Genomic DNA, 24,845 nt, shown 5'->3' with positions numbered 1-24,845 from the left:
AGGGGATGCAGTCACCCATCGGCTCAGATTGCCATCGTCGCTTCCTGGATCCAGCGTTTCACCCGGTACGGCAGCCACCAGGCCAGCTCGCCGACGCGCAGCACGAGATGCTCCTCGGTGAAGTCGGCCAGCGCGTCCGGGGGCACGTCGGCCGCCGGGGCGCCGTGGTCCAGCCGGGCGATGGCGTCGTGGTAGTGCTGTTCGTCGCAGGTGAAGCGGCGCAGGTCGCCCCAGCGGCGGTCGCGGATCTGGAGGAAACCGGGGCCCTGCCGCCACAGGCACTTGCACAGGTAGTGGCTGCTCCGCCAGGCGAGCAGCTGTTCCTCCGCCCGGTCCGGGCCCTCCAGCCGCTGCGGCGGCTGGAGATGGCTGAGCAGCTTCCACGTCTCCTCGTCGCCGGGCCCGGCCCGCAGCCGCCATTCGACGAGCACGGCGCGTGCGGTCAGGTCCCGGACCAGGCACAGCGACCGCACCGTGCGGCGTGCGGCGGTGGCCGCGGCGTTGGCCGCGGGGGTCAGGTCGATGGTGCGGGGCACCACGACCCGCCGGGCCCCGAGGCCCCACAGTCGGTCGGTCTCCTCGTTCATCGGGCCCGAGAGACGGTGGCTGCCGAGCGCCATACCGGGCAGGGCACAGGCGTCCGGGTCGTAGTCGCGCCAGGCGGTGACCGTCAGCGGGACGTCGTCGGCGGTGGTGCTCGGGGGGTGGACTGCGCTGGTCATGGGGCCTCCTGGGAGCGCGGGTACCGGGCTGTGGGTCACACCGAGACGGGTGGCTGGACGGTGTCGCGGGGCGCGTCCGCACTGCCGCGGTCACCGCCGTCCGCCCAGGCGTCCCCTTCGGACCCGCCCCCGCCGGCAGGCTTCGGCGCGGCGGCACCCGCGGTGTGCAGGTGCCGCATGAAGTCCAGCCGCAGCAGGTCCTCGTTCACCGCGGCCGGGGCGATGTGCACGTACTGGCCGCCGTCGGTGAAGACGATGCCCCGGGCGACCCACTCGTCCAGGATCCGCTCCACCTCCTCCTGGCCGCGCGGGTCGCCCGGGACACGGGCCGCCGCCTTGCGGGCGAGCGCGGCCGGTGCGTGCGGCTGGTCCAGCAGCCGGAACAGCGCGACCTCGAACGGATCGGCCAGTTCCCACGCGCGCCACGGGAACGCGCGGCGCCGGCTGACGAGCACGATCCGGTCACCGAGGTCGGTGTGCGTCAGCCTGGCGTCGGTGTGGTGCTTCTTCCAGCCGGCCAGCGCCTCGTTGAGGGCGGAGACGGTCGGCTCGCCGATGCCGCGCGCCGGGGCCTCGAAGACGTAGGCGAGGTCGTACAGCTCCTCCTCGGGCAGGTCGTAGGTGAAGCGGTAGTGCGCCTCGGGGCGCAGCCCGGTGAAGCCGAGTTCGGGGCGGTTGAAGTACGGGCTGAACCGCTCGATCGCGATCCGGGCGGACAGGTCGACCGGCGGGTCGAGGTGCTCCAGGGCGGGAATCTGCGCGATGACCGGCTCGTAGTCCTCCGCGGTCTCGCCGGGGAAGCCGTGCAGGTAGTTCCAGGAGACCGCCAGGCCCGTCTCGGCTCCGTCGCGGAGCATGCGCACGTTCTGGCACCCGCTGACGCCCTTGTCCATCAGGTCGAGCACCCGGTTGTTGAGGCTCTCGATACCGGGCTGGACGTAGATCAGACCCGCGTCGGACAGGGTGCGCAGCTGGGTCCGACGCATATTGGCCTTGATCTCGATGTGCAGCCGCAGGTCGTAGCCGCTGTCGATGATCCGCGGAAGTACGGTGCTCAGGTAGCCCATGTCGAGGATGTTGTCGACGACGTACATGTCCAGGACCCGGTGGCGCCGGGCCAGTTCCATGATCTCCTCGTAGAAGACCTCCGGGCTCTTGCTGCGGAACTGCATGAAGGAACCGTTGAGACCGCAGAACGTGCAGTGGTGCTTCTCGCCCCACCAGCAGCCGCGGGCGCCTTCGACGACCAGTTTCGGCTCCACCCAGTTGCGCGCCACGGAGGCGGCCAGGCACTCGAAGTAGCCGCTGTAGTCGGGCGGGAGGATGTGGGCGGGCGGCAGTGGCGCGGTGGCCATCGGGTTGACGACGCTGCCGCCGTCCGCGGCCCGGTGGCACAGGCCCGGGATGCCGCCGAGATCGGTACGCCCCTCGGCCAGTGCCCTCACCAGTTCCGGGAACGCGGTCTCGCCCTCGCCGCGCACGACGTGGTCCACGAACGGGAAGTTCCGGTGGACCGCGGCGCCCTGTTCGGCATCGCAGTTGGCCCCGCCCATGACGGTGACGACGTGCGGTGCGAGCCGCTTGACGTGGCGGGCGGCCGCGAGGGCCGCGGTGTTCTGCTGGAAGGTGGAGGTGAAGCCGACGACGTCGGGGGCGTGCTCGACGATGCGCCGGGCGATCTCCTCCACGAACGCGGGCACTTCACGGTGCAGCTCCCGGGTCATCCGCATCCGCGACCCGCGCAACTTGCCCTTCATCACCGACGCGAACTCGTCCTCCCGCCACGAAGGGTCGCCGTACAGCGCCGAGGAGAACACCCAGTCGCCGCATCCCATGAAGTAGGACGACAGGGAGTAGTACCCGTAGTCGTCGGCGGCGAACTCCCGGCGGGCGGTGATCCAGTCGGTGAAGTCCAGGTTGGCGTGCAGGACCTCGGCCGTGGCTCCCGGGACCCGCTCGTCGATGCTGCGCTTGAGGATGCCGAGGGCGAGTGAGGGCAGGTCGATGGGGGACCAGGGCATGTTGACCAGCAGTACGCGCACTTCGGCTCCTTGACGGTCCTCGAACGGTGGGACGTTGGGTGCTGGGGCGGCGGGTCCGGGCCGGTCCGCCCGGCGATCGCTCGTCACGCCGGGCGGACGCGGGGCTTCGTCGGTGCCGGCCGGCCCGGGGCGTGCGCCGGGCCGGCCGGGCCGGGTCAGTCCTCTTCGGAAACCTCGACCTCGCGGAACTTCGCGATCTGGGGCGTGCCATAGAGGCTCCGGGCCTCACCCACCATGATCTGGGGCGTGCCATAGAGGCTCCCCACCTCACCCACCAGCGGGTCATTGTTGATGACGTCCTTCTGCATCGTGTCCTCCTCTCTCAGGTGCGCCGATGTGATGCCTGTCCCGGTGCCGTCGACGCCGGCGGCCGACCGGGATCCCTCTCCGTTCGGAGCGGGACGTCTAAGTGTGCGCCCGGTCCTCCGGGCCGGGGCGCGCGAACCAGGGTGCCCCCGCGCGGCGCAGCACGCCGATGTGGTCACGGCCCTCGTAGCCGTCGGGACCCGCGTCCAGCCAGGGCCTCGTGCCGCACGCCCGCGCGGGCGAGGGCCCGCAGGCAGTCGCGCGTGCCGTCCGCATGGCCGCCTCTGTCGGTACTGTGACCAGGTCCTGCGAGTTTTCGCGTGTCAGCGGTTTCGCGGTACCTCTTGAGATTTGATGTCCATTGTGACATGCCTCACGTGCTGGGTGGGTCCACCAGCCGGTCCACGGACGGGGGGAGGTTTGCGTCCACCGATCGGGGGGCGGGGGTCGGCGGCGACGCCCTGCCGAGCCTGCAGGAGCTGTCGTGGCGCTCCGCGCGCATGGCTGACCTGCGGCGTTCCATCGGATGGACCAGCGGACCAAAAATCCTGCGTTCCGCGTAATTCAGCGTCCTAGAGTCACGAATCTGGGGTCTGACCTGCGCGGACATGGGTGAGGGCGCCTGAGAGGCGTTTCTCTAGGCGCTGGTGTTCGTGCTGGTCAGCGGGGTGCGGGTTCGAGCGCGATGATCTGCTTCGGTGCGGGGATGTTGAGCTTGGCCAGCAGGTCCCTCTGGGGCTTGGTGAGGGCGGTGACCTGGCGGAACAGGCCGGTAGGGCCGGTGAACGTACCGAGGTGGAGCCGGTCGAGCTCGCGGCGGACGGTCGTCCAGGTCGCGTCGGCGCTGGTCTCGATGATGCGGATCAACAGGAGGGCGAGCCAGCAGAGGACGACGTGTGCGCGTATGCGTTCCTCGAGCCGGTGATAGACGGGCCGCAGGTCGATGATCTGCTTCATGTCCCGCCAGCCCCGCTCGACTTCGAGGAGCTGCTTGTATCCGAGTGCGATGTCCTCGGCGGACAGGTCCGGGTCGGAGCATCGCAGCAGGTACTTGCCGTCGAGGTTCTCCTCGGTCTTGATCTTCGCGGTGTCGATGCGGAGCTTGCCGGACGGGGTGGTGCGGAGGTAGCGGTTGAGGCCGGGCTTGTCGGCGATCTTGCCGCGGAGTTCGCCACGCTTGAAGTCGCTGAGCTTGTCGGTGTCTTCGATCAGGGTCGTGAGCTGGGAGACGAGTTGTTCGCGTATGTGCTGGTCACGGGTGGCGGCTTCGGGGTTGTGGCAGATCACGAACCGTTCGGTGTCGGAGATCCGCACCTCCTTGACCCGCATGTTCTGGGCGATCTCGCCGTAGCGGCCCTGGCGGGACAGGGCGGCCTTCACCTCCGGGCTGCCTGAGCGGAGTTTCTCGCCGACGATGTAGGCGTTGTCGCCCTGGCGGAGGTAGCGGCGGTTGCGTTCGCTGGAGAATCCCCGGTCGGTGACCCACACGATCTTGCTGAGGGTCCAGTCCCGCATCTCGTCCTTGACCTGGCGGATCAGTGTCTGGTCGGAGGCATTGCTCGGCCAGCACCAGCAGCGGACCGGGATCCCGTCCCGGGTGACCGACATGCCGATCACGATCTGCGGCAGGTCGTCGCGGGAGTCCTTCGACTTGCCGAAGGCACGGAACCCGGCCTGATCCGCGCTCTCGCCGTCCTCTTCAGCGGGTGGGCGGTCGTCCGTCAGGAGGCGGCCCTTGTCGTCGCGGGCGACGGGTCCGTCGGCCTCCTCCAGTTCGAAGTAGGTGCTGGTGGTGTCGAAGAACAGCAGGTCGACCTCGAGGTTGAGGAGGTTCGCGACCTCGTCGAACACCCGCTTCTCCAGGTCGTCGGTCACCTCGTGGAGCCAGTCCATCGCCCGGTAGCAGGCGTCGTCGTCGATGGCCGGCAGGCCCTCGACATGCACGTCGTGCGTGACCCAGTCCGCGGCGGCCAGCTTGGACGACGGCGCCAGGGCCCGGTTCGCGACCAGGGAGAACAGCACCCGCTCGGTCATCGACATGTCCCGGCGCCGGCCCCGTTTGGGCTGCCCGACCTGCCCGACGATCCTGTCGATCCTCAGCCGACGCCAGAGATGATCGAGGACATAGGTGCCGCCGAACGGGACCGACGAGACGAACTCCAGGTCACCCGCCGCCGTCGACGCCAGTGCCTCACCCGGCTCCAGCAGCCTCGATAGAGACGCGACCAGGCGCCTCACTGCGTCCCGGTCGAGGTCGTCCTCACGGCCGAACGTGAACAGCACCTTCGGGACCGCCCGGCCCTTTACCGGATCCCACTCATTGTGGGCCAGGTGCAGGTACCGGACCGTGCCGGACTTGTTCTCCCGCTTCGTCGTCTTCACATACACGACTCCAGACCCTACGGAGCAACTCGAGGTCAGCGCAGGCGAATCCGCAGAATCGCGTCTCTAGGCGAATCTGCCCGCGTCACCAGCCTCCAGCCCGCTGACCTGCACCTTCAGCCCGGTAGGAACTCCAGAACCCCCGAATTACGCGGAACGCAGGAAAATCCACGCCTGCTCGATTCCGGGGCGGTAGTCCAGCGGCAAGATCATCGGTCATCAGCGGGCGACTTCCTGGTGGGTCAGTACCAGCAGGGCCCGCACCAGCGCGGTCGCCCACCTCGGATCCGTGCGGACCTTGCCCAGCACGCGCCAGTTCTTCAGGTGCGCGAAGCCGTGCTCGACCGGAGCGCGCACTGCGGCCAGCGCTTTGTTGGAGAGCTTCTGGCCACGGGTCAGCGGCCGGTTCCGGGCGGCCTTGTAGCCGGTGATTACCGCCGGGTCGGCGTCCGGGCCGCTGTCGTCGAGGCCGCCGAAGCCCAGGTCGGCGATGGCCCCGAGCCCGGCGGCCCGCAGGTGGGCGGTGAGTTTGTCGTGGCGGCAGGCGGTGATCTCCGAGGTCCGCCCGGGCCGGGCCGCGGAGACCCACAGTAGTCGGCCCCGGTCGTCGGTGAGCGCGATCACGAGCAGGCCGTGGCATTTGTTCTTGCCCGAGTAGTTCTTGCGGTTCTCGGCCCCGGTACGCCGCCGGGTACGTATCACCGAGCCGTCCAGCAGTACGACTCCGCCACCCTTTCGGGCGATCTTCTTCAGGGCGCGGTCCAGGCGCGGGGCGCGGGCGGCCAGCAGGCCCACGACCTCGCGCACCCAGCGGGTGACAGTGGTGCGGTGTATCCCGTTGCCGCCCGCCAGGTCGCCGGGCCGCTGGTCACAGCGCAGCACCGCCAGCACGATGCCGGCGATCTTCCCCGCGGGCAGGGCCCGCCACCTGGAGCCGATCTTCTTGAAGTGGCCGCGTAACAGGTCGGCGAGCCAGTTCAAGGTGGCACTCGACAGCGGCAGGCGGGCGGTGTAGACAAGGCCGTCAGGGCCCTCGACGGGATGGTTGTTTTTCTTCACACCAAATTCAACTGCCGCCGGGAGCCCGCCGGTTACGCCCTCTTGTCGCCCCGGTCCGCAGATGCTAAAGACGTGCGGTGAACTTCCCGTCAGGCCGCTTGTGCAGCCAGCCACGATCGGCGAGCTTGGTCATCTTCGCCCGCAGCGGCTCCAGCTTCCCGCGCACCCCCACCTCAAGTCCCAGTTCCTCACCCACCGCCCTGACCTGCACTGGGCCGCCGTCGGCCCGCACGATCGCCAGGATCCGGTGGTAGTCGGCGGGCAGCGCGGCCTCGTCGCCACTCTCACCCCGGTGCGGGATCAGCAGCACCGCACGCCCGGCCACCTGCGCTTTCCTCGGAGCCGCCCCTGCGGCCTCCGTGTCAGCCCGGTCCTGTTCGGCCAGACGGCGCAGGACCCGCTCAGCGATCCCCAGCTCCTCCCGCTCGGCCTCGACCTCCTGAAGCCGCTTGGCCAACTCCTCAGCTAGCGCGTCCAGTTCGCTACGACGAGCCGTGATCCGCTCCAGATCGGACATCCCCACACCCTCCCCACGATCCCTGACGTATCGACACGGGGGCGGATCGTAGGCGGCCCGCTCACGCAGGCGCAGCAGAGCCAGAGAACCCTCCCCGCCGACCGGTCAGACGATCTTCACCATGGACACCCGCCAGCGACCAGCCCGAGCACCCCGAACCCCGTGCACACCAGCCCACCTGACGTGCAAGTTTCACGATGCACACTGCTCATTGGGGTTAACGGGTCCAACCAGGCGTGCTGGCTATCACATGCTCCCGCTGGCCCCAGCGGCTTGGCCGGAAGCCGCGGCCGCCGACCCGCGTCCCCACTACGTTCCGGACCATGTCGATCCCGAACCAGAACCAGCCCCCGGCGCCCGCGCCGAGCGTGGCCTCCGTCTCGGCAGCAATGGCCGCGCTCGGCGCGTACGCCCAGCCGCCGACCGTCGGCGAACTGGAGCAGCAGGCCACGGCCGTCGGCGGCGAGCACGTCCTGGCCGCCGTTCTCGCCAACGCGCTGTACGGCGCCTCCATCGGGGTCGGCATGCTCGCCGAGGGGCACATGCTCGCCAAGGGTGCAGGCACGCAGGAGATGACGCTGGCCCGCCAGCAAGTGATCAAAGCATCCGGGGCCGTGGGGCCCGGCGTGCTCGGAGTGCTGCACTGGCAGACAGGGCACGTCTCCCACCTGCTCAAGGGCATGGACCAGAAGGACTGCGGGCCAGTGATCGCGGCGGCGGCCCGTACGGCGAGCGCCCTGCTTGCGCTACTGGCCTGCTCGGCGGTGTTCTCCCCTGAGGACGAGCGGGCTGGGCAGATCCCCGACGAGTTGGCCAGGGCCCGCAAGGAGCTGGCCGAGGCGATCGCGGAGCTCGACGAGCTGCCCGCCACCGCCGCGGCAATGTTCCTCGACGGCGTCCCCGACCTGTAGAGACCTAGTTGGGGTTGTTGGGTCCAATGGGTCTGATGCTGCCGGACCTGCGGGCATGACTGCCATCGCTCTCCATTACCCGGAGCAGCACATGCAGCAGCGCCCCGATCGGAGGGGTGATCGGGGTGCTGCTTCGGTGGAGACGGGGAGGGTAGGCTACTGGCCGGGGTGGACGGCCTGGATGCCGGTGTCCGCGTACGCCTCCGGGGTCAGGGTCAGCAGAAAGCGGCCGGACGGGAAGGCCGCTGAGGGGCGCGCGGCGTGAATGGCGTGCACGGCCGCCCAGGGGTGCCCGGCGTGGAGCAGCTCGGTGGCGGTGAGCGCGGCCTCGGTGTCGAACGGCTCGATCGCGATGAAGCGGAGCCCGTGGATGTAGGCGAGGAGGCCGGGCCGCTCGGTGTCGCCGGCGGTGAGCGAGAGCACCGGGGCGTAGAGGGTGCCGAGTCCGCCGGAGGCTTGGACGTAGAAGGCGGCGACGGCCTCGTTGTACGGGTCCTTGGGGTCGTGGAGCGCGGTGGCGGTCGTGTGGTCCAGGACGACCGCGATGGCGCCCACTACGCGGCCGCCGGGTCCTGGGTGGCGCCGAGGCGCTCCAGAAGGCCGCGGGCCTTCGCCTCGGCCTCGGCGCTGGGCGCGGCGCCAAGGACGGAGGCGAGCTCGGCGCGGGCCTGCGCGGCACGTTCCTCGTACTCGGACTGGGTCGGCTGGCTCTCCGCAAGCTCTTCGACGAGCTGGCGGATGGTGGTCTTGTTCTCGGCCGCGAGGACGGCCAGGCGATCGCGCGTGGCGGCGCTCACCTTGATGCTCGTTTCATCTGCCATATCCCGACTCTACTGCGAGTAGAGGTCTGGCGGGGGTGTCCGACGGTTTGCGGACTGAGCACTTCAGAGCGCATGGGTTGCGTTGGCACTGGTCACGGCAGGGTGATGGAAGGACTCTGGAGGGGTGTCCAGGAGGAACATCCGTCGGTGCGGCCAGTGCGGCATCGAGTTGCCCGAGGGCAGCAGGCGGTCGCGCCGCTACTGCTCGACGGCCTGCCCCACAAGGGCATGGAGGCTGATGAGGGCCCGGCGCGCGCAGATCGACGCCCGGGGCGAGGCGATGCGGGCCCTGCTGGAGGGCCGGCCGCACCCGTGGCCCCGATTCCGCTGCCCGGAGTGCGGCGCGCGCTGGTTCGCCAGTGACACTCCGTTCGGCATCCGGAAGCGATCGGACAGCCGCTACTGCTCGCCCAGGTGCCGTACGAGGGCGTGGCGCCGGAGGCGTTCGTGTTCAGAAGACGTCACCGTGTGACGCCTTCCTGTGACGCTATCGGCCGCAGCAGTCGGCCGCGATCACCATGCGCTGGGTGCTGTCCGGTCTCACGAGATCTTGCCGTTGTCTCATCTGATCTTGATGGATTCGCGGCTGGTCTCGGGTGACGCTGTCGGTGACGGGGCCTCATGCATCTGTTGTCTCAATTGTTGTTGCCGCTCAACTCGGTAAATCTCGGCTGATCTTGTTCCTGATCAGGTTGGGGCGCGTCATCAGGCAAGATGATGACCCGTGGAACCCGAGATATTGGCGGCGCTTATCGGTGCCCCAGCGGTCGTCGTCACCGCCATCGCCGCTTGGTCGGCGGGCCGGGCAAGCGGCCGAGGAGCCCATCGCGGGCCGGTCGACGCTGTCCGTCGCGCTGCGCAGCGCGACGCCTACTCTGCCCTGCTGGCAGCTGCCCGCCGCCTCGAACAGGCCGTCGACGCGTCCAATGCCGTCCTGCCGGACAGGCGCCCGGTCGTGGACGATGAGGAGGCCAGGGAGGCGGCGAGGGCTCTGCAGGATGCAGCCGACCTGGTCTTTCTCGAAGGCCCTGACACCCTGACCGGTCCCACCGAACTCCTACTCTCCGCCGGAAAGCATCTCTACGCGGCCAGCCTGGTATGGGGCAATCCTCTTGGGCCGCCGGCACAGGACGACGTAGAGCTCGTCGGGCAATACCGGGAGGCGGTTGCCGATTTCGTCACCGAAGCCCGACGTCATTTGAACGGCCACACTGCACCTGACGCGTGAGCCTCGATGAGGCCAGGGGCAGTCCCGGGCCTCCTCAGCGTGCCGGACCTGGATACACGCGCAACCGACAACCTGAGCTGAGACAACCCCGCCAGTTTGCTTCCCACCGACAACATCCAGTGAGACGAGGCCCCCTGCTCATCTCACTCCGTTATCGGCCTTGGACCAATAGAACCGTGGTTATCGGTGAGAACTATCATGGTGCCGGGATGCGCCCTGCTTGATGGGGGCTTCAAGAAACCATCGGTTCTTGGACGCAGGCGTCTAGGCCAACTGGCCGGGGCAGGAATCGATTGACAGCGTCCAACAAGGGTGTTCAACAACCGGCTCAAGCCGCGCTCCGCTGCAGTTCGCTACGAAGTCGGGCCATCACGCGAAGACCCGCGGTCTAGCGACGTCTGGCCAAGCGTCTCAGGACCGCGGTAATCACCCACGAGGCCAGCCAAAGGACGATGAGCCAACCGTTGACTTTCTGAAGTGCGTGCAGCCACGGTTCGTCTTGGGTCCGCGAAACAAACTTGCTTAGAACTGATCCGATGAGCACCAGCGAAAGGGCCACCACCCCTAGTTCTACGGTGATCTGTGGCCACAGTCCGATGGGTGGCTCAGGGCCGGTGAATCTCTTCACGACTACGTTGCTCAGGTTGGGTTGGGGGCAGGTCACGCGAGGTGCCTGCCCGTCAACCAATAGGGAAAGTGAGATCAGCTGACGGCCTCTGACCAGGCAACTATCAATGCGGAGAGTCTTGTCATCCCAAGAAACGTGGGGTGTCTGAGCGTTCGTTGGCTCCACGCGTACGGGTTCCAAGAGGGCGGAGACACGGGCGCCCACATCGAACTCCAAGGGCATATTGCGGTCGAAGTCGGAGGCGTCGATGTCCCGCCTTCCCCTTGTGACCAGCTGCACGTCGACGTGGTGCGGGTATTCGAGATCATCTACGGTTCCGTCCTCGCGGACGACGGACACAACTACGCGCTCGCGGACGGCGGGCGAGTTCAGCAGCGGGGTCACGGTCGGCATGCCAAAGAAGAGGCGTGTCTTCCTGGTGAGCCAGATGGCGAGTACGCCGAGGATTACGCCGATGGCAGTAAGGAGAAATGCCCATCCCGGCAGTTCATAGAAACGAGCACCTAGATCCATAACCTGATGAAAACATGCCATACCACGCAGACCTGGTAGGTCACTCGCTGCGTCTGGTCATGGGACGCTTACGTGTCTGGCCAGGCTGTTCGGGCGCTCCGGTGGGTGCCCTCGCGGCTTTTCCGCTACAGCACGCCGATCAGGGCGTTGTCCTCCCACTGGTCGACGATATCGAGGTATCCGGCGAGCACCTTGGAGTGCGGTGCCCATCCGCCCTGCTTGCTTGGCGATGACGATCTGGTCGTGTCCCTTCAGCGGGAGGAGGTGGCGTGTCCGCGGCGGGGCGAGTGTCCGGTGAAGCGGATGTCGATGCCGGCGCGGGCGCCGGCGCGGGTGATGACGTCGCCGACGGATTCCGGCTGCAGTCCGCCGACAGGGACCGCCGCCACCGCGTCGCGGTCACTCACCGGGCTCGGTCTCCGGCCGGAGGGGCTGGCGGTCGGTGCAACCGCGTCCGTCGGTCACGGGGGTGACCTTGAGGCCGACGGGCCGTCATCCCCACAGGTTGGTTGAGTCCCATTCCCGGTTCGCCTGGTTGATGAGGCGGGCCATTGACTCCGGGGCGGGTTGCCAGTCGCGGGAGAGGCCCGGGGCATCGGCAGCAAGCCGGGTCAGTGCCCGCTCCCACGACAGCACGTCGGGGTCGTTGAGGAGTTGTTCGGCGCGGCGGCTCGTGATGCGGCAGCGCAGGTGGTGGGCAAGGTCGGGACGCACGTCGGGGCAGTCGCCGCTGTCGTCGCCGGGCCACGGCAGCCAAGTCCGCCGGTAGACCCACCCTTCGCAGAACACGCAGTGGGCGAGCTGGATGGCGTGAAGAGGCGCCCTCACCGCGACGGGCAGGGGCAGCGGCCGGTATACGGCGAGGGTGCCGCGGTGCCGGCAGTCGGGGTTACGCCAGGTGCTCGGCCCGGCGCCCATGCGCCGGAACACTTCATCCAGGGGCAGAGCCGGCCGTTCGGTCACCGCCAGAGGATCCTCGTACCAGGGCAAGCTCGCCCGAAGCCACCAGACGATCCGGCTGTTCCACAGCCGCCGACGCAGTCGGTTCATCGCCTGTGAGGGGCGCAGGAGTTGATCTCGCCCATCTTTGCAGCCCCTTCCCCGTGGTTTGTGCGTCTACCGTACCGGCCGGGCCCACGTCCCCCTTCTGCCTGTGGAGGACCACGGCGGCGATGCCAGGCCGCCAGGCGTCACGGCCCCTGGGTGGCCTCCGAGTTCGCGGGCGCACCGGTTAGGGGTATTGGACCCAACAGGTCTGACCAGTGCAGACCAGCCCATGTCCCTGAAACCGCCACTTCGCGGCAGGTCGCCGGTCACGCGGCCCGAGTGGGGCGTACGGTCTGGACCGGCATCCCGACCCGCAGCCTCCGCTCGTCCTTCCCGGACGCCTCCGCCGGCTCTTCGCAGGGCGTCCACCCTCGCAGGGCGAGGAACTCGGCCGCTCCGGCGTCGAGGCGGGCCATCACCCACAGCTCGGCACCGGGCAGTTCCTCACGAGGCCGGCCGATGATGGCCTGGATGGTTGAGGTGTCCACCGGGGCCAGGAGCTGGCCGCCGAACCAGTCGGCGAGCGAGACCATCGTTGTGGTGCGCCCTGCGCGTACCACCGTGGCGCGCGTCTTGCGGTGCCTAGGGCCCATACCGCCCCCTTGATCGTGCTTTGCGTGTGGGGGGTGAACGGATCATCACTCACGAGGTCGGCTCCTGGCCATACCTGGGTGCAGGCGGTTCTACGACGCGGGACTGGGCTGGTGCTCCCCGTGGTCCTTCGTCCACGCCCGGATCACGCGCACGTGGCCGTCGGTGGTCTCCTCGGTCAGGCGGATCAGCACGCCGTCCAGGCTCCCGTGGCTGCCCACCCAGTCGCGGTACCGGCCAAGGGCGATCTCTCCGTCGACCCACGCCCCCTCGACGGCCGGGCCGTCCGCCTGGAACTGCATCGTGACGTGGAAGGTGCTCACGGGTCCCATCCTCGCCCACGCCTGAGAGGCGAACCGACTGCAGCCCTCGCCCGGACGCCATGCCGGTTAGGGGCGTTGGGTCTAACAGATCTAACCGGTGTCGACCAGGCCTCGGCACTCTGGACCCCGGACGCCAGTTGCGCTACCAGAGAATCGATCAGGACCGCGCGGCCTTCGCTGCTCGCACGCTCGCCTCCAGCGCAGTCATGAGGTCCACGGCCGGCAGTTCCTTCGCGGGAGGCTGGGCGAGCTCGGCACCGCTGACCTTCGCTGCGACCAGTTGCTCGAGGGCGTGTCCGTACTCGTCGTGCAGCTCGTGCTTGTCGATGCCGGTCAGCTCCCGGATCAGCACCTCGGCGAGCTCCAGCTCCCGCTCCGTGACGGGCGCCGACGGGGCGAGGTCCGCCGGTTCACGCAACTCGTCCGCCCAAAGCAAGGTCTGGACGATCAGAACGCCGTGGCGCGGGCGGAGTACGGCCAGCCGCTCCCGGCTTCGGATGGCGAGCTTGGCCACGCCGACCATGCCGGTTCGGGCGAGGGCTTCCACGAGCAGGGCGTAGGGCCGCTCGGCGCCTGGGCCATGAGGGCCGGCGAAGTACGGCTTGGCGTAGGTGATGGGGTCGACGTCCTCGGCGCAGACGAAGCCGAGGATCTCGATCACGCGCTTCGTCGGCAGCGGCAGACAGGCCAGGTCCTCCTCGGTGAGCGGCACCACGATGCCGTCGCCCGTCGCGGCGCCGCGGCCGACTTCCTCATACGAGATCTCGCGGCCCTCGGCGCGGCAGAAGCGGCGGTGCTCCACGCGACTGCCGTCTGCGGTGTGGATCTCATGGAGGCGTACGGGGTGCTCCTCGGTGGCCGCGTACAGCTGGACGGGCAGCGCGACGATCCCGACCTGGATCAGGCCTGACCAGATGGCCCTCATGCCTCCAGAGTCGGCCGCCGTCAGTCCAGACGCATCCCAGGACACGGACTTCCCGCGCCTCGCTTGTTCGATTTTCCGTTCGATATGGTCGAGCGGTGCGGAGGAGGCGGACATGAGCGAGGAGCCGCAGGCGTCCAGGGTGGCGAGCGTGATGCACGTGCGCTGTCCCATGGGGCTGCCGGAGCCGGTGTTCCGGCAGGTCATGGAGCTGCTGTGCGACGTGTCGCCGGTGGTGCAGGTGATCCCACCCCGGGCGGCCCTGGTCGAGCTGCGGGGGGCGCTGCGCTTCTTCGGCACGGGGCCGCGGCAGATCGCGGAGGTCGTACGGCTGCGGTCGATCGCGCTGCTCGGAGTGGATCTGCGGATCGGGACCGGGGCGTCATGGGCGGTCGCGGCGACCGCGTCGGGCCAGGTGCCCGAGCCGGGTGGCGTCCTGTCCGTCGCCACGGAGGAGACCGAGAGCTTCTTGGCGCCGCTGCCCATCGAAGCGCTGCACGGGATCGGGGCGCGGCAGGCGGCTGCGCTGCGCGGGTACGGCCTGTACACGGTGGGAGCGCTCGCGGCCGTGCCAGCGGCGACGGTGCAGCGGATCCTCGGCGGCCGCGCGGGCCGTGCGGCCTCGGACCGGGCCCGGGGCTGGGATCCGCGGCCGGTCACCCCGCGGGCGCTGCCGGCATCCGCCAGCGTGCGCCGGCGCTTCACACAGCAGGTCCTGGACGGCGCGCCGGTCCGGGCGAGCCTGCTGGAGCTCGTCGTCCGGCTCGGCGATCTGCTCCGTCGCCGGGACCAGGCGGCGCGCGCGGTGACGCTGCAGCTGACGTTCGCGAGCGGCGCGGCTCCGTGGGAGAAGACGCGCCGCCTGCGCGAGCCGTCCGCGCACGATGAGGACCTGCGGACCGCGGCCTACCAGCTGTTGGACGCCGCGGGTCTGCAGCGGGCCCGCCTGGTCGGGATGGCGCTGCGCGGCGAGGACCTTCTTGCCTCTGATCAGGTGGCGGAGCAGATCTCGCTCGACCGGGTCCGCGAGGCCCGGCTTCGGGCGGAAGTTGCCGTGGACCGGGCCAACATGCGGTTCGGGGCGGGGACCGTCGGCCCGGCCGCGCTGCTCGGCAAGGCCTCGTGAACGGGGGCGGAGGCCGCGATGCGCACACCCCGGGAGCAACTCCTGCCGCACTACCCGTACGTCGAGGCTGTAGAGCGCGCACTCACCGAGCACGGCATCGCGCCCACCCGGTGATGGGCGTACACGGCGGCCTATCCGGGCCCGAGCGAGATGCGAATGTGCGCGCTGCTGGACTGGGGGTCGAGCCGCAACCCACGTGCCACCGGGCTGTCGTGGCGCTGGGGCGATGACACCGGTTGGCGCTGCGCGTACACCGATGCCGGAGGGCGCCGTCTGCCCGGCACGGTCCGCGCCCTGGTGGGGTAGGTGTACGCACAGCCGATGGAGCTCGTCGACGCCGCCCACGCCCTGGTACATGGGTCCTTCCCGACGTCGGACGGGTCTCCGGAGTGGGGCGGGGCGGCGGTGAGGGAAGCCGGTGGAGGCCTTCCGCAGAGGTCCGGGAGTCAGTTCAGTTGGGTGCAGACCGCTGGCGTGAGGTACTTCTTCGCCACCCAGCCGCTCGTACCGGCCCGAAGGCCGCTACGGGCCTTCTCGGTGAGCGTTACCCGGTACCAGCCGTTCGTGGCCTTGTCGGCGTCCACCGCATCGGTCTTGTTCAGAAGCCCGAGTGAGGCGTAGTGGGCCCCGGGCCCCTTGCGCAGGTGGACCGTCGTGGTCGGGTAGTAGCCGCACGAGTTGAAGTCGCGCGCGGCCACCGTCACCGCGGCGGCTGTAGCGCCGACACCGGGCAGGGCAAGAGCCGCCACCGCCACAGTCAAGATCATCATTCGTCGCATGAACGGCCCACCGACGCCCGTACGGCGCCGCGTCGGTCAGCCCCCGCGATTCCCCCCGACGTGCGAATCGCGCGCCAGAAGCCCCGGACGGCGGCCACGCTCCCCTCACCTATTGGGCCCATTGGACCTATCGGATCTAATGCGGGTCGGCCTGCAGGATCCCTGAAGGAAGCGGCGCGGTGAACGCCTCGGTATCCATGGCGTCCGGGATCTGGTCGGCAGGGCAAGGGATCGGCAGGGCCAGCATGCCCTCGTGCTCCTGATCGTCGCCGAGGACGTCGTCGGTGGGCCAGACACCGAAGGGGCCGCGCTCGCCGGGGCCGGTTGCGCCGAGCAGCAGCGCGCCGCCCTTGAGCCGATGGTGATTGGGCAACACGCGCGGGGTCCTCCTGATCGACGTCGCTGTAGGCGGCCATGGTGGCGGTGGCGGTCGCTCCACCGGGCCGCAACCCGCGGTTCTGGCTCGAAGAAGGTCACGGCAAGACCAGTCTGTACACGCGCGCGTGGAGCGGTCTCACGAGTTCCACGAATGTTCCTCTTCGCAGGTCAGCGTGGCGCGGGAGCGTCTCACGACGGCCAGGCGAAGGCCCTGCTCACCCAGTGGCGACGGAGTCGGGTTGGGGGCGTTAGGTCCAATAGGTCTAAAGCGGCGTGAGGTGCACCGTGCGGTCCAGGGCGCGCAGCAGCTCGGGGTCCCATCCGGCGCGCGGGACGTCCAGGGCGGCCAGAGAGGCGGAGCCGAGCGCGGCGAGCTGTACTTGGTGCTCGACGCCCAGGCGCCATGCCTCGCGCAGCACGTTGCGAGCCTCGTCGCGGGCCCCGCGGCCGAGGGTGGCAAGGGACTCGTCGTTGGGCAGGGCGGCCAGTTGGCGCGCGGCCTTTCTCAGCCGTTCCAGGAGTTCGGCGGCGCGCTCGGCATCCGGGGCGGGGGGCACGAGCGTTGCCTCTGGCGCGGCGACACCGCGGCGCAGCTGCTCCATGCGCACCGGTAGCGGCTCCCAGCCCGGCTGGCCGGCGAGGTCGATGTTCACCTTGGTCACGGTGTTGGTGTAGCTGCGAGCGACGCCGCGCGGCTGCAGCGCGGTGCCGGCGGGCCGGTACACCGGCTCGGCACCCTCAGCGACGACGCCGCCATGGTTGCCGCGCACCGACACCCAGAGCCAGTCTGCACCGCCGGAGACCTCGGCCATCAGCAGGCGGCGGACCTGGAGCCAGCGCTGCAGCGCGGCCCGGGTGGCGCGGCGCAGCGGGTAGACCTCGATGACAGGCGGGGTGTCGGGGCGTCGGTTCTGCGGCCGCCTCGTGACGCGGACCTCCTGCAGGGACGGCGAGAGGTCCTCCAGGCGTAGCGCGCACAGCTCTCCAACGCGGGCGCCGGTGTCGAGCACCACCGAGGCCATCGCGAGCATCCGCACCCACAGCGGGTAGCCGCTGGTGAGCAGACCACCCTCGACGGTCCAGCCGGTGCGGCGGCCGATGTGGTCGGAGAGGGTCTGCAGGCTGTCGCGGAGCCGCTCGCGGCGGGCGACGTCGACGGGCTGCTTGCGGGGCAGCTCCTCCAACTGCCGCAGGTGGACGACCTCCAGGCCGAGCTCGCGCTGCAGCAACGCCATGACACCGGAGCGCACCATGGCCGTCGCCTCTGAAGTGGGCCGCTTCTCGCCGCGGTCGCGCAGTTCGCCGGCGAGCGCCAGGCCCTCGTACGCCTTGAGCGAGTCCCGGTCGAAGACGTCCGCCAGGTCGTCGGCGACACCTCGCGGGTGCTCGGGATGCTGGAGAGCGCGGACCAGCTCGCGGGCGTGGGCGCGGATCTGCCGCGCGCGGGCCTCGGAGGGCGCGGCCTCGCACACGGCCTCGACCGCCTCCTTCAGCTCGGGCAGTTCCTCCAGGACGTCGGGCTTCTTCATCACGTCTGGCACGGTAACCATCCCCGGCCAGCTGGACAGCCGGAACGAGGAATTAGACCCATTAGAACCAACAGGCCCAACTGTCGCTGACGTGGCACGACCGCGGACAGGTCAGACGAGGCGCAGTAGCGCAGTCACCATGGCGATCATCGTCTCGACCTCGGCCCGGGTGTAGGAGAAGTGCCTGGTGACGGCGTCCGCGTGCACGGCCCCGCTGGTCTGGTCTTCCAGCCCCGCCCGGATCCATGCCCAGCGCTCATCCTGCAAGCGCTGCTCCTTCGGCTTCTTGCCGGGCCAGGACCAGCCGCTGTGGTCCTTGATGTATTCCAGGGCGCGGCGGGCCTCGAGCAGAGAGCCGTCGATGTCATCGTCTCTGAGCCGTCGCTGCGCCTCCCGGAGGTGGCCGACGGCTTCCTGGTGGGGCTCGTTGTCGGCGGGGAAGGGGATCGAGAGCTCGAAGGCCAGGGAGCGTCCGAGCCCTTCGAGCTGTTGGCGCCAGCGGCTCTCGGCGACGTCGATGTTCAGCGTGGCCGGCGAGCAACCGGGATAGCCGGCTGCCTGGGGCAGGACGGCACGGACGTCGAGCGCCAGTTGCAGGTCGTCCCCGGTCCGATGGTCTTCCAGGGCCAGGAGTTGGGCGCTGGTGAGGAGGTACTGCAGGTGGGGGCGGACGATAGCGCCCGGGGTGAAGGCGAGGGCGCGCGTCGCGGTCCCCAGCCATGCCTTCTGCGCCGCGCCGAAGCGTGCGTACAGGTCCGCTTCAAGGATCACGGCGCGGCCTCCGGCCCCCGTGCTCGGGAGCTTGAGCTCCAGCTGCAGGCGCAGGCTGTGAGTGCCCATCGCCTTCTCGATCGAGAGGCTGTTCTCCCGTGCGGTGACAGCAATCGTTCCGATCTCGCTGTCGAAGCGCAGCTCGTCCATCATCTGCCGGCCCTCCCCTTCGGCGGTGCGCGTATGCGCCGATTGTCAGCCCACCGTCGCGGTCGGCTCGGCGATTTTCGGCCCCATCCGGACAGCGTCACCACCCGACTCAGGAATTAGACCCGTTGGAGCCAACAGGCCCAACCTTCTCTGACGTGTGTGAACGGGACCGGCAGGGGGCCGCCCTCTGTCAGTTGCCCCGAGCGTCCGGCTCCTGGGGAGGGAAGTGCCTTTCGAGGATCTCGGCCCACTTATCGAGGGTGAGAAAGCCTCCGCCGCATCCAGCCTGTGCCGCCACGAGGTCGGTGAGTGCGGCGACGAAGGGGGCGGCCGGGCTGTCGGCGGCGACGTCGGTAGCGGCGGCCGCGAGACGGTCATGGGCGGCGGGGAAAGCCTTCTCCGCCCAGGCGTCGCGCTCCTTCATGCGCCGGGCGGAGTCCTCTCCGAGGATCTGCTCCACCACGTACTGGGGGCAGTCCTGCGTATGCCACAGCTCGGTGAACACCCCGTCCTTTATCCACGACTGGCGGACCCAGCCAGTGTCGGGATCCGCCTGGCAGTCAGAGCATTCGATACGGCGGTGCTCTATCGGCTGGTCGTCGTCGTTCACGGTGCGGAAGTTCCTTCACTGAGCTGCGACAAGCCGCAGAGGAGCCGGTCCATGGGACGGCGCGAGCAAGCCGTCGCCGCGGGGATCACAGTCTCAACCCGGAACGGCTCGGCGAGAAGACCCCTGGCCACTCCTCTTCGCGGAGCGTGCCCGCTCGGCCCCGAGTAAGGGATAGACCTGTTAGAACCAACAGCCCCAACGGGCGCTGACGTGCCTCTCGCGTATCGCGCTTGCGCGCGTAGGGCGGTCCAGAGAGTCCAGAAACCCCGTCGCCGGTGCGTGGCTCGCGCACCTGTAACGCACGAACGGCCCCACCGCTGGTGGGACCGCTCGCGGGACTGCGCGGGTCAGCCGACGGGCGGGCCCGTCTTAAGCCGCTGGTTGGGGCGCGGCGGGTACCGCAGGCCGCCGTTGTGCTCCTCCTCTGCCGCTTCGACCGCGGCCTCGATGGCGGCCTCGACGAACGCGGAGAGCGAGACCGGCGGGGTGGAGACGTTCGGGTCGCGCTGCATCCCGACGACGGTGTCGCGCAGCCGCTCCAGCAGGTCGTTGCTGACGTACGCGGGGACCTTCTGCTTCCCGCCCGTCGTGCCCTGCTCGCCGAGCAGCTTGCCGAGGATGCTGCTGCCGCCGGTGGCGGGTCGGTCGCCTCCGTTCGCGCTGCCGCCTGCGATGTCTCCGAACGGCTTGCTCATGCTGCGGTGGCCCCCTTCGCGGGCAGGAGAGTGCGGGCGAGCTGGTCGTAGTCGCCGGTGGCCTTCGCGGCCGGGTGGAAGACACGGACAGGCACACCGTGGTCGGGTGCCTCGGCCGCTTTCACGCTGCGGCGTACGGGCGCGACGATCGCCTCCGGGTAGTCGGTGCGCAGCTGGGCTGCGACCTTGCCGGCGAACTTCGACTTGTCCCAGGCGGTCATCACGGCCGCCCGTACGAACAGGTCCGGGTTCGCGTCGTCCTGGACGGCCCGGATGGTGTCGTGCAGCTCCTTGAGCGCCTTCTTGTCCAGGGCACCGACCTTGAGCGGCACGATCACCTCGTCCGCGGCGATCAGCCCGTTGATCGAGAGCTTCCCGAGGGCAGGCGGGGCGTCGATGATGGTGATGTCGACCGGCGCCTTCGACTTGCGGATGGCGCCGCGCAGGCTGCCGTCCCGGCCGGCCTTCGGGTCGTACTCGACCTGGCCCAGGGTCTCGCCGCTCGGCACGATGTAGAGGCCCTGGATGTTTGTGTAGTACGTCGCCTCGTCCAGGGAGCGCCGGTTGAACATGACGTCGGTGAGGTCGAACCGTTCGCCCTCGGGAGTGTCCCCGTAGACCGGGGTGAGCCAGGCGGAGAGGGAGGCGTCCTGGGGGTCCGCGTCGATCAGGCGGACCGTGTAGCCCATGGCCACCCATGCGCAGGCGAGTTCGACAGACGTCGTCGTCTTGCCCGCGCCGCCCTTCTGGTTGACGCAGACGTACACGCGGTGCTCGCCGGCGAAAGCGGCCGGGAATTCACCGAGCGACGGAGGGACATAGATCTGCGCGCGGAGGTCGCGGTTGTAGTCGAGCTGCTCCAGTGCCGCGTCCAGGTCCGCGGCTCCCAGCAGCTCGTCGACCCGCCACTCTCTGACCACGTCCAGTGGGTCGGTCAACCCGCCCAGTGGCTCCAAGACGGTCATAGGCATGTGTCGCTCCTCATCGTCGATCCCTCTCTGCCTCCCCGAAAGTTCCAGCACAGACCGTATCGGACCTGTTGGGCCCAACAGGTCTGGCGGTTATGCAAGCCCCCGAACGAAGGGCGCGACAGACCAGGCCCCGGATGGACAGGCCGCCCCGAATGAATTGCCCCCGTTGGACCCAACAGGGGCAATGAGCCCGCAGTTCGGCGTCTCCCAGGGAACTCCGAGCGTTCCTGCCCGTCTCCGTTCGGGCGTCCTTGGCGCGTTCTCGGGACCGTTGTCGGTGGTGGTCGATATGGTGCTTGTGTACGGCCCGCGCACGGGCCCAAGCCAGCCTCAGCCCATGACTGGGAGCGATCTGAGGCGAAGGTGCCAGGACCCCCGAGGTCCCAGCGCATCAGTGCGGAGAGCAACACCGAGCTCGTCTTCGACGACGAACAGCCGTATGCCCGCGCCTGTCACCAGTTCTCGCGCGTGCATCGGGTCATGGGTAACCGCTGCACGCCAACGAGGAGAGCTCGTGGTCAAGAAGCACGGGAAGAAACAGCGCGCCCGCCAGAAGTCACGGCGCACCGGAGCCGCGTACGCCGCGGCGGCCGCCGGCACCACACACACGCACTCGCCGCTGCCGGACATGAGCGTCATCCGACTCGTTCCGCACGGGAGCTGGCGGGTCCTCGACCTCGATCTCGCCGCCCGGCTCGTCGCCGCCTGCCGGGTCGGCTGTCAGCCGTGCCAGAAGTCACTGGCCAAGAAGATGCTGCCGGATCGGGCGACGCTCGCCGCTCTCGCCGGGGCCGTCTACGGCACGCTCCCCACGTCGGGGATGTTCGCCTCCTCCCCGACTCGGGAGTGGGCGCCGCTGGCCCGCGCCGCAATGAAGGCTGCTTCCGGCGACGAGGCGTTCGCCGCCGTCGAGGCGATGGACGAGGAGGCCGCGGCCGCGCTCCTCGAGGACTCTCTCGACCACTGGGCAATGGGCGACCCGAACCTGGGCGACGCCGTTCAGATGCTCGCCGAGGCGCCGCCGCGACAGAGGCCGGCCGACCCGATGGACGCCTTCCGCGCGGCCGGCATCGAGGTGGTCACGCTGGACGACTTGGACCTGGGCGACGACGTCGACGCCTACCACCTGGCACCGAACTACGGCGTGTTCGTCGGCGAGACGACGACGCCCGAGGGCCAGCCGATGCCGATGCTGACGCTGTACCCGGAGACCGAGGACGCCGGGATCAAGGACCTGGAGCGCCGCACCGACTGGGAGCACTGGGGCCTGCACGGGATGCCGGACATGGACCCGCGCTGGAGGCTACGAGCGAACATCGCCGCTCGCTCCCTGACGGGCCTCGTGCACGTCGATGCCGAGGGGCAGGACGACATCGAGCTGTGGCGCGCATCCGAGTCCGTACGCCTGCCAGCCGAATGGTGGGCACTCCTCGACCGCGTCCAGCACGTCCTGGTCACCGGCCCGGTGAAGACCGCCGACCCGAAAACCCTCGCGGCCGCAGGAGACGCGGGCGAACTCCTCGCCGTCGTCGCCCGCGTCTCCTTCCACTGACCGGCGGCACGGACATGGACACGCTGCTTCTCACCGCGATCGCGCGGCGCGCAGGCGTTGGCCGCGCCGCAGTGGTCAACTGGCGCCGCCGCCACGACGACTTCCCCCAGCCAGTCGGCGGCACCGCCGACCATCCCGAGTTCCGCACCGACGAGGCCGAGGCGTGGCTGCGCAAGCACGGCAAGATCTTGGAGCCCGCGCCCCCAGCCCCGCCGGCCACGCTCACCTTCGCCGACGGCCACACGGCCACCCTGCACAGCCCACACCTACTGGAGCGGGACGACTTCACCGACCTCGGCGGGTACATCGAGCGCGGCCGCGACGTGCCGTGGCCCACCGTCGACATCGCACGGGCCGACGTGCCCGATCACAAGCCCTTCCGCGTGGAGCGCGCGAGCGTCGACATCAGCCACCTGGACTCCCCGCGGTGGCAGTTCCTACTTCTCACATGGCCGGCCGAACGGCGCCAGCCCCTGAACCCCACCACGACCAGCGACTCACCCCACAGCCGAGAGGAGCACCACCAGTGACGGACACCCTCCCGGAGACCACGACCCCGCAGAAGACCCTGTCCGAGGCCCTGGGCGCGACCCGGCTCGCCGGGCTGCTCGCCGAACACACCGGCGAGCCGATCACCCCGGCCGACGTCGAGCAGCTCGTCGCAGATGATCACCTGACCTCATGCGACTCGTACAAGGGCTGGCCGCTCTATGCGACGGCCGACGCGCTCGCCCTGGATGTGGAGCTGGTGCGCAAGATCGTCGCCGACCGCGTGGAGTGGGAGCAGGCGAGCCTGCCCCGCGACGCGGCCGCCGAGCGGATCGGCTGGCACTGGAGCGACATCGCCCGCATGGGCCGCGAGGGCCGTATCACCACCGGGCGCGGGGAGCGGTACCTCATCGCCGACCTGGACAAGCTGGCCGAAGAGGCGGACGGCGAGCAGTACATCACCGCCCAGGCCGCAGCCACCGACGTGCTGGAGATCCGGCCCACCGACTTCAAGTACGTCGAAGCCGCCGGCTGGATCGAGCCCGCTGACACCTACAAGCGCGCGGTCGGCCGCCACCGCACCGTCACCGTCGCCCTGTACCGGCTCGGCGATGTCCGCGCCCTCCTCGACATGCCCGGGGTCGACTGGGAGGCCGCCCGCGGCCTGGCCAAGGGAGCTCCTTCTCCCCTGCGGGAGTACGCCAAGCTCGCCCCGACCCGGGCCGCCGTCGTCCGCGGCTTCGCGCAGGCCCTGGCCGACCGCCACGGTGTGACCGTGTGGGCCTGGAACTCGCCGTACTCCGGCAGCTGGGAGCTGGATTGGGAGCGCATCGACGGCGGCCCCACCAAGGAGACCGTGCGCCAAGAGCTGACCGACAATCCGGCCGCCGGATCGTACGCCGCCGAGATCACGCTCTGCCCGACATGGGGCCGGATCACCCGCAAGGCTCGGACGCTGCTGCAACCGGACGCCGCGGTCATCCTCGACACGGAGACGACCGACCTGTACGGGCAGACCGTCGAGATCGCCGTCATCGACACCGCCACCGGCCGGAAACTGATGGACACCTTGGTGAAGCCCACCACGAAGATCACCCCGGGCGCCCACTGGGTACACGGCATCTCCGACGACGACGTCGCCGACGCACGACCGTGGGAGAAGATCCTCCCCAGGCTCCGGAAGGTCACCAAGGACCGGATCATCTGTGCGTACAACGCGGAGTTCGACAGGTCCGTCGTCCTCGGGGACACCCACCGGGCGGGGAAGAAGCCGCTGCACCTGGAGCCCTGGGACAACTGGTTCTGTCTGATGGACGCGTACGCGAAATGGGTCGGCTCCAACCGGTGGCTGCGTCTTGGCGGCGGACACCGCGCCGCCGGCGACTGCGAAACCGCCCGTGACGTGTTGATCAGGATGTCCAAGGGGCGGGGCAGCTCCTTCACCCCCCGGCCGCCCGCGCCCGGCGATCCGGTTCCCGGTCCCCCCGCCGGTACGGTCCTCGCCTCGCCCGCCGTACCGGACGCATGACATACCCGCCGAGCGACCCGTTCACAGAGTCCCAGACGGGCCTCTGTTGGATCCATTAGTACTAACAGGTCTAACAGGGGTCCGGTCCCTTGCCCTGCCGTCAGTGGGCCGTGCGGCCAGCACCAGCCCTGAGGCCCGCCCAGGAAGTCTCGGCGACGCCCATGCCTGGGCCAGCGCACAGAGACAGGACTCCCAGCCCAAGTCCGTTCGTCGAGGCTGACCGAAACTGGGATTCAAAAACCGATAGCTAGGCTA

28 protein-coding genes are annotated in these 24,845 nt (G+C 69.5%); 6 read left to right on the top strand and 22 right to left on the bottom strand.

All coding sequences use genetic code 11. From position 1 onward, the window contains the following. Positions 1–23: 23 nt before the first annotated feature. The 7 genes from FEF34_RS39890 to FEF34_RS41815 form a co-directional block, all read right to left on the bottom strand. A complete protein-coding gene (locus tag FEF34_RS39890; protein ID WP_138058350.1) occupies positions 24–722 on the bottom strand; it encodes a DUF5825 family protein in 699 nt (232 codons plus the stop codon). A 35-nt stretch (positions 723–757) separates the two neighbouring features. Further along, positions 758–2,764: a RiPP maturation radical SAM C-methyltransferase gene (locus tag FEF34_RS39885; protein WP_138052105.1), complete on the bottom strand. Its 2,007-nt coding sequence runs from the start codon at positions 2,762–2,764 to the stop codon at positions 758–760. 155 nt (positions 2,765–2,919) lie between these two features. Next, the gene (locus FEF34_RS41825) at positions 2,920–3,072 is read right to left on the bottom strand and encodes a hypothetical protein (protein WP_171053403.1); all 153 of its coding nucleotides are present in this window, start codon (positions 3,070–3,072) and stop codon (positions 2,920–2,922) included. A gap of 97 nt (positions 3,073–3,169) precedes the next feature. Beyond that, on the bottom strand, positions 3,170–3,346 hold the full coding sequence (locus FEF34_RS41820) for a hypothetical protein (protein ID WP_171053402.1): 177 nt from the start codon (positions 3,344–3,346) through the stop codon (positions 3,170–3,172). A 384-nt stretch (positions 3,347–3,730) separates the two neighbouring features. Next, positions 3,731–5,458, bottom strand: a complete 1,728-nt coding sequence (locus tag FEF34_RS39880; RefSeq protein ID WP_138058349.1) for an IS1634 family transposase — start codon at positions 5,456–5,458, stop codon at positions 3,731–3,733. A gap of 213 nt (positions 5,459–5,671) precedes the next feature. Then, positions 5,672–6,511, bottom strand: a complete 840-nt coding sequence (locus FEF34_RS39875) for a transposase family protein (protein WP_138058348.1) — start codon at positions 6,509–6,511, stop codon at positions 5,672–5,674. A gap of 64 nt (positions 6,512–6,575) precedes the next feature. Further along, positions 6,576–7,028, bottom strand: coding sequence for a hypothetical protein (locus tag FEF34_RS41815; RefSeq protein ID WP_171053248.1), 453 nt, complete (start codon positions 7,026–7,028; stop codon positions 6,576–6,578). 323 nt (positions 7,029–7,351) lie between these two features. Between FEF34_RS41815 and FEF34_RS39865 the strand changes: the two genes are divergently transcribed. Then, positions 7,352–7,939, top strand: a complete 588-nt coding sequence (locus FEF34_RS39865) for a DUF6245 family protein (RefSeq protein ID WP_138058347.1) — start codon at positions 7,352–7,354, stop codon at positions 7,937–7,939. A 156-nt stretch (positions 7,940–8,095) separates the two neighbouring features. On the opposite strand, the gene FEF34_RS39860 is transcribed toward FEF34_RS39865, so the two are convergent. Both FEF34_RS39860 and FEF34_RS39855 read right to left on the bottom strand, forming a co-directional pair. Further along, the gene (locus tag FEF34_RS39860) at positions 8,096–8,494 is read right to left on the bottom strand and encodes a PIN domain-containing protein (protein ID WP_138058346.1); all 399 of its coding nucleotides are present in this window, start codon (positions 8,492–8,494) and stop codon (positions 8,096–8,098) included. After that, positions 8,494–8,760 carry a hypothetical protein gene (locus FEF34_RS39855; RefSeq protein ID WP_138058345.1) on the bottom strand — a complete coding sequence of 89 codons (267 nt, stop codon included), beginning with the start codon at positions 8,758–8,760 and terminating at the stop codon, positions 8,494–8,496. Before FEF34_RS39855 ends, FEF34_RS39860 begins: the two co-directional genes overlap by 1 nt. Before the next feature lie 724 nt (positions 8,761–9,484). Here FEF34_RS39855 and FEF34_RS39850 point away from each other — a divergent pair. Next, positions 9,485–9,988: a hypothetical protein gene (locus tag FEF34_RS39850; RefSeq protein WP_138058344.1), complete on the top strand. Its 504-nt coding sequence runs from the start codon at positions 9,485–9,487 to the stop codon at positions 9,986–9,988. A 388-nt stretch (positions 9,989–10,376) separates the two neighbouring features. Here the strand turns inward: FEF34_RS39850 and FEF34_RS39845 are convergent, their stop codons facing one another. The 6 genes from FEF34_RS39845 to ku all read right to left on the bottom strand — a co-directional run bounded on the left by FEF34_RS39845 (position 10,377) and on the right by ku (position 14,015). Continuing rightward, on the bottom strand, positions 10,377–11,129 hold the full coding sequence (locus tag FEF34_RS39845; RefSeq protein WP_138058343.1) for a hypothetical protein: 753 nt from the start codon (positions 11,127–11,129) through the stop codon (positions 10,377–10,379). 251 nt (positions 11,130–11,380) lie between these two features. Beyond that, positions 11,381–11,536 carry a site-specific integrase gene (locus FEF34_RS43540; protein WP_234043355.1) on the bottom strand — a complete coding sequence of 52 codons (156 nt, stop codon included), beginning with the start codon at positions 11,534–11,536 and terminating at the stop codon, positions 11,381–11,383. 85 nt (positions 11,537–11,621) lie between these two features. Beyond that, positions 11,622–12,179: a hypothetical protein gene (locus FEF34_RS39835; RefSeq protein WP_138058342.1), complete on the bottom strand. Its 558-nt coding sequence runs from the start codon at positions 12,177–12,179 to the stop codon at positions 11,622–11,624. Positions 12,180–12,442: 263 nt separating this feature from the next. Further along, positions 12,443–12,769: a hypothetical protein gene (locus FEF34_RS39830; protein ID WP_138058341.1), complete on the bottom strand. Its 327-nt coding sequence runs from the start codon at positions 12,767–12,769 to the stop codon at positions 12,443–12,445. A gap of 90 nt (positions 12,770–12,859) precedes the next feature. Then, positions 12,860–13,090, bottom strand: a complete 231-nt coding sequence (locus FEF34_RS39825; protein ID WP_234043354.1) for a hypothetical protein — start codon at positions 13,088–13,090, stop codon at positions 12,860–12,862. 157 nt (positions 13,091–13,247) lie between these two features. Beyond that, positions 13,248–14,015, bottom strand: coding sequence for a non-homologous end joining protein Ku (gene ku, locus FEF34_RS39820; RefSeq protein WP_171053401.1), 768 nt, complete (start codon positions 14,013–14,015; stop codon positions 13,248–13,250). Between the two features lie 112 nt (positions 14,016–14,127). Here ku and FEF34_RS39815 point away from each other — a divergent pair, with 112 nt between their 5' ends. After that, entirely contained in the window at positions 14,128–15,138 is a 1,011-nt protein-coding gene (locus FEF34_RS39815; RefSeq protein WP_138058338.1) for a DNA polymerase Y family protein, read from the top strand. Between the two features lie 446 nt (positions 15,139–15,584). On the opposite strand, the gene FEF34_RS39810 is transcribed toward FEF34_RS39815, so the two are convergent. The 7 genes from FEF34_RS39810 to FEF34_RS39780 form a co-directional block, all read right to left on the bottom strand. Beyond that, the gene (locus FEF34_RS39810; protein WP_171053400.1) at positions 15,585–15,908 is read right to left on the bottom strand and encodes an SH3 domain-containing protein; all 324 of its coding nucleotides are present in this window, start codon (positions 15,906–15,908) and stop codon (positions 15,585–15,587) included. A gap of 145 nt (positions 15,909–16,053) precedes the next feature. Continuing rightward, positions 16,054–16,290: a hypothetical protein gene (locus tag FEF34_RS39805; RefSeq protein WP_171053396.1), complete on the bottom strand. Its 237-nt coding sequence runs from the start codon at positions 16,288–16,290 to the stop codon at positions 16,054–16,056. A 268-nt stretch (positions 16,291–16,558) separates the two neighbouring features. Then, on the bottom strand, positions 16,559–17,824 hold the full coding sequence (locus tag FEF34_RS39800) for a tyrosine-type recombinase/integrase (RefSeq protein ID WP_138058385.1): 1,266 nt from the start codon (positions 17,822–17,824) through the stop codon (positions 16,559–16,561). Between the two features lie 111 nt (positions 17,825–17,935). Beyond that, on the bottom strand, positions 17,936–18,748 hold the full coding sequence (locus tag FEF34_RS39795; protein ID WP_138058335.1) for a hypothetical protein: 813 nt from the start codon (positions 18,746–18,748) through the stop codon (positions 17,936–17,938). A 187-nt stretch (positions 18,749–18,935) separates the two neighbouring features. Further along, positions 18,936–19,355 carry a hypothetical protein gene (locus FEF34_RS39790; protein ID WP_138058334.1) on the bottom strand — a complete coding sequence of 140 codons (420 nt, stop codon included), beginning with the start codon at positions 19,353–19,355 and terminating at the stop codon, positions 18,936–18,938. A gap of 347 nt (positions 19,356–19,702) precedes the next feature. Further along, a complete protein-coding gene (locus FEF34_RS39785; protein ID WP_138058333.1) occupies positions 19,703–20,050 on the bottom strand; it encodes a hypothetical protein in 348 nt (115 codons plus the stop codon). Then, entirely contained in the window at positions 20,047–21,021 is a 975-nt protein-coding gene (locus FEF34_RS39780; protein WP_138058332.1) for a ParA family protein, read from the bottom strand. Before FEF34_RS39780 ends, FEF34_RS39785 begins: the two co-directional genes overlap by 4 nt. Before the next feature lie 514 nt (positions 21,022–21,535). Here FEF34_RS39780 and FEF34_RS39775 point away from each other — a divergent pair. The 3 genes from FEF34_RS39775 to FEF34_RS39765 are packed head-to-tail and all read left to right on the top strand — an operon-like array spanning position 21,536 to position 24,590. Next, positions 21,536–22,573: a hypothetical protein gene (locus FEF34_RS39775; protein ID WP_138058331.1), complete on the top strand. Its 1,038-nt coding sequence runs from the start codon at positions 21,536–21,538 to the stop codon at positions 22,571–22,573. A gap of 14 nt (positions 22,574–22,587) precedes the next feature. Then, positions 22,588–23,103: a hypothetical protein gene (locus tag FEF34_RS44430; protein WP_407698378.1), complete on the top strand. Its 516-nt coding sequence runs from the start codon at positions 22,588–22,590 to the stop codon at positions 23,101–23,103. Continuing rightward, positions 23,100–24,590 carry a 3'-5' exonuclease gene (locus FEF34_RS39765; protein WP_171053399.1) on the top strand — a complete coding sequence of 497 codons (1,491 nt, stop codon included), beginning with the start codon at positions 23,100–23,102 and terminating at the stop codon, positions 24,588–24,590. Before FEF34_RS44430 ends, FEF34_RS39765 begins: the two co-directional genes overlap by 4 nt. The last annotated feature ends 255 nt before the right edge of the window (positions 24,591–24,845 follow it).

The sequence above is a fragment of the Streptomyces marianii genome, assembly GCF_005795905.1.
Classification (GTDB): Bacteria; Actinomycetota; Actinomycetes; order Streptomycetales; family Streptomycetaceae; genus Streptomyces; species Streptomyces marianii.
This window is presented reverse-complemented; position numbering and strand designations above follow the sequence as displayed.

What these genes read in the sequence shown, in the direction of transcription:
- FEF34_RS39890 (WP_138058350.1), bottom strand. Translation starts at nt 722, where the DNA reads ATGACCAGCGCAGTCCACCCCCCGAGCACCACCGCCGACGACGTCCCG.
- FEF34_RS41825 (WP_171053403.1), bottom strand. Translation starts at nt 3,072, where the DNA reads ATGCAGAAGGACGTCATCAACAATGACCCGCTGGTGGGTGAGGTGGGG.
- FEF34_RS41820 (WP_171053402.1), bottom strand. Translation starts at nt 3,346, where the DNA reads ATGCGGACGGCACGCGCGACTGCCTGCGGGCCCTCGCCCGCGCGGGCG.
- FEF34_RS41815 (WP_171053248.1), bottom strand. Translation starts at nt 7,028, where the DNA reads ATGTCCGATCTGGAGCGGATCACGGCTCGTCGTAGCGAACTGGACGCG.
- FEF34_RS39865 (WP_138058347.1), top strand. Translation starts at nt 7,352, where the DNA reads ATGTCGATCCCGAACCAGAACCAGCCCCCGGCGCCCGCGCCGAGCGTG.
- FEF34_RS39855 (WP_138058345.1), bottom strand. Translation starts at nt 8,760, where the DNA reads ATGGCAGATGAAACGAGCATCAAGGTGAGCGCCGCCACGCGCGATCGC.
- FEF34_RS39845 (WP_138058343.1), bottom strand. Translation starts at nt 11,129, where the DNA reads ATGGATCTAGGTGCTCGTTTCTATGAACTGCCGGGATGGGCATTTCTC.
- FEF34_RS39835 (WP_138058342.1), bottom strand. Translation starts at nt 12,179, where the DNA reads ATGAACCGACTGCGTCGGCGGCTGTGGAACAGCCGGATCGTCTGGTGG.
- FEF34_RS39830 (WP_138058341.1), bottom strand. Translation starts at nt 12,769, where the DNA reads ATGGGCCCTAGGCACCGCAAGACGCGCGCCACGGTGGTACGCGCAGGG.
- ku (WP_171053401.1), bottom strand. Translation starts at nt 14,015, where the DNA reads ATGAGGGCCATCTGGTCAGGCCTGATCCAGGTCGGGATCGTCGCGCTG.
- FEF34_RS39815 (WP_138058338.1), top strand. Translation starts at nt 14,128, where the DNA reads ATGAGCGAGGAGCCGCAGGCGTCCAGGGTGGCGAGCGTGATGCACGTG.
- FEF34_RS39810 (WP_171053400.1), bottom strand. Translation starts at nt 15,908, where the DNA reads ATGATGATCTTGACTGTGGCGGTGGCGGCTCTTGCCCTGCCCGGTGTC.
- FEF34_RS39800 (WP_138058385.1), bottom strand. Translation starts at nt 17,824, where the DNA reads ATGAAGAAGCCCGACGTCCTGGAGGAACTGCCCGAGCTGAAGGAGGCG.
- FEF34_RS39795 (WP_138058335.1), bottom strand. Translation starts at nt 18,748, where the DNA reads ATGATGGACGAGCTGCGCTTCGACAGCGAGATCGGAACGATTGCTGTC.
- FEF34_RS39785 (WP_138058333.1), bottom strand. Translation starts at nt 20,050, where the DNA reads ATGAGCAAGCCGTTCGGAGACATCGCAGGCGGCAGCGCGAACGGAGGC.
- FEF34_RS39780 (WP_138058332.1), bottom strand. Translation starts at nt 21,021, where the DNA reads ATGCCTATGACCGTCTTGGAGCCACTGGGCGGGTTGACCGACCCACTG.
- FEF34_RS44430 (WP_407698378.1), top strand. Translation starts at nt 22,588, where the DNA reads ATGGACACGCTGCTTCTCACCGCGATCGCGCGGCGCGCAGGCGTTGGC.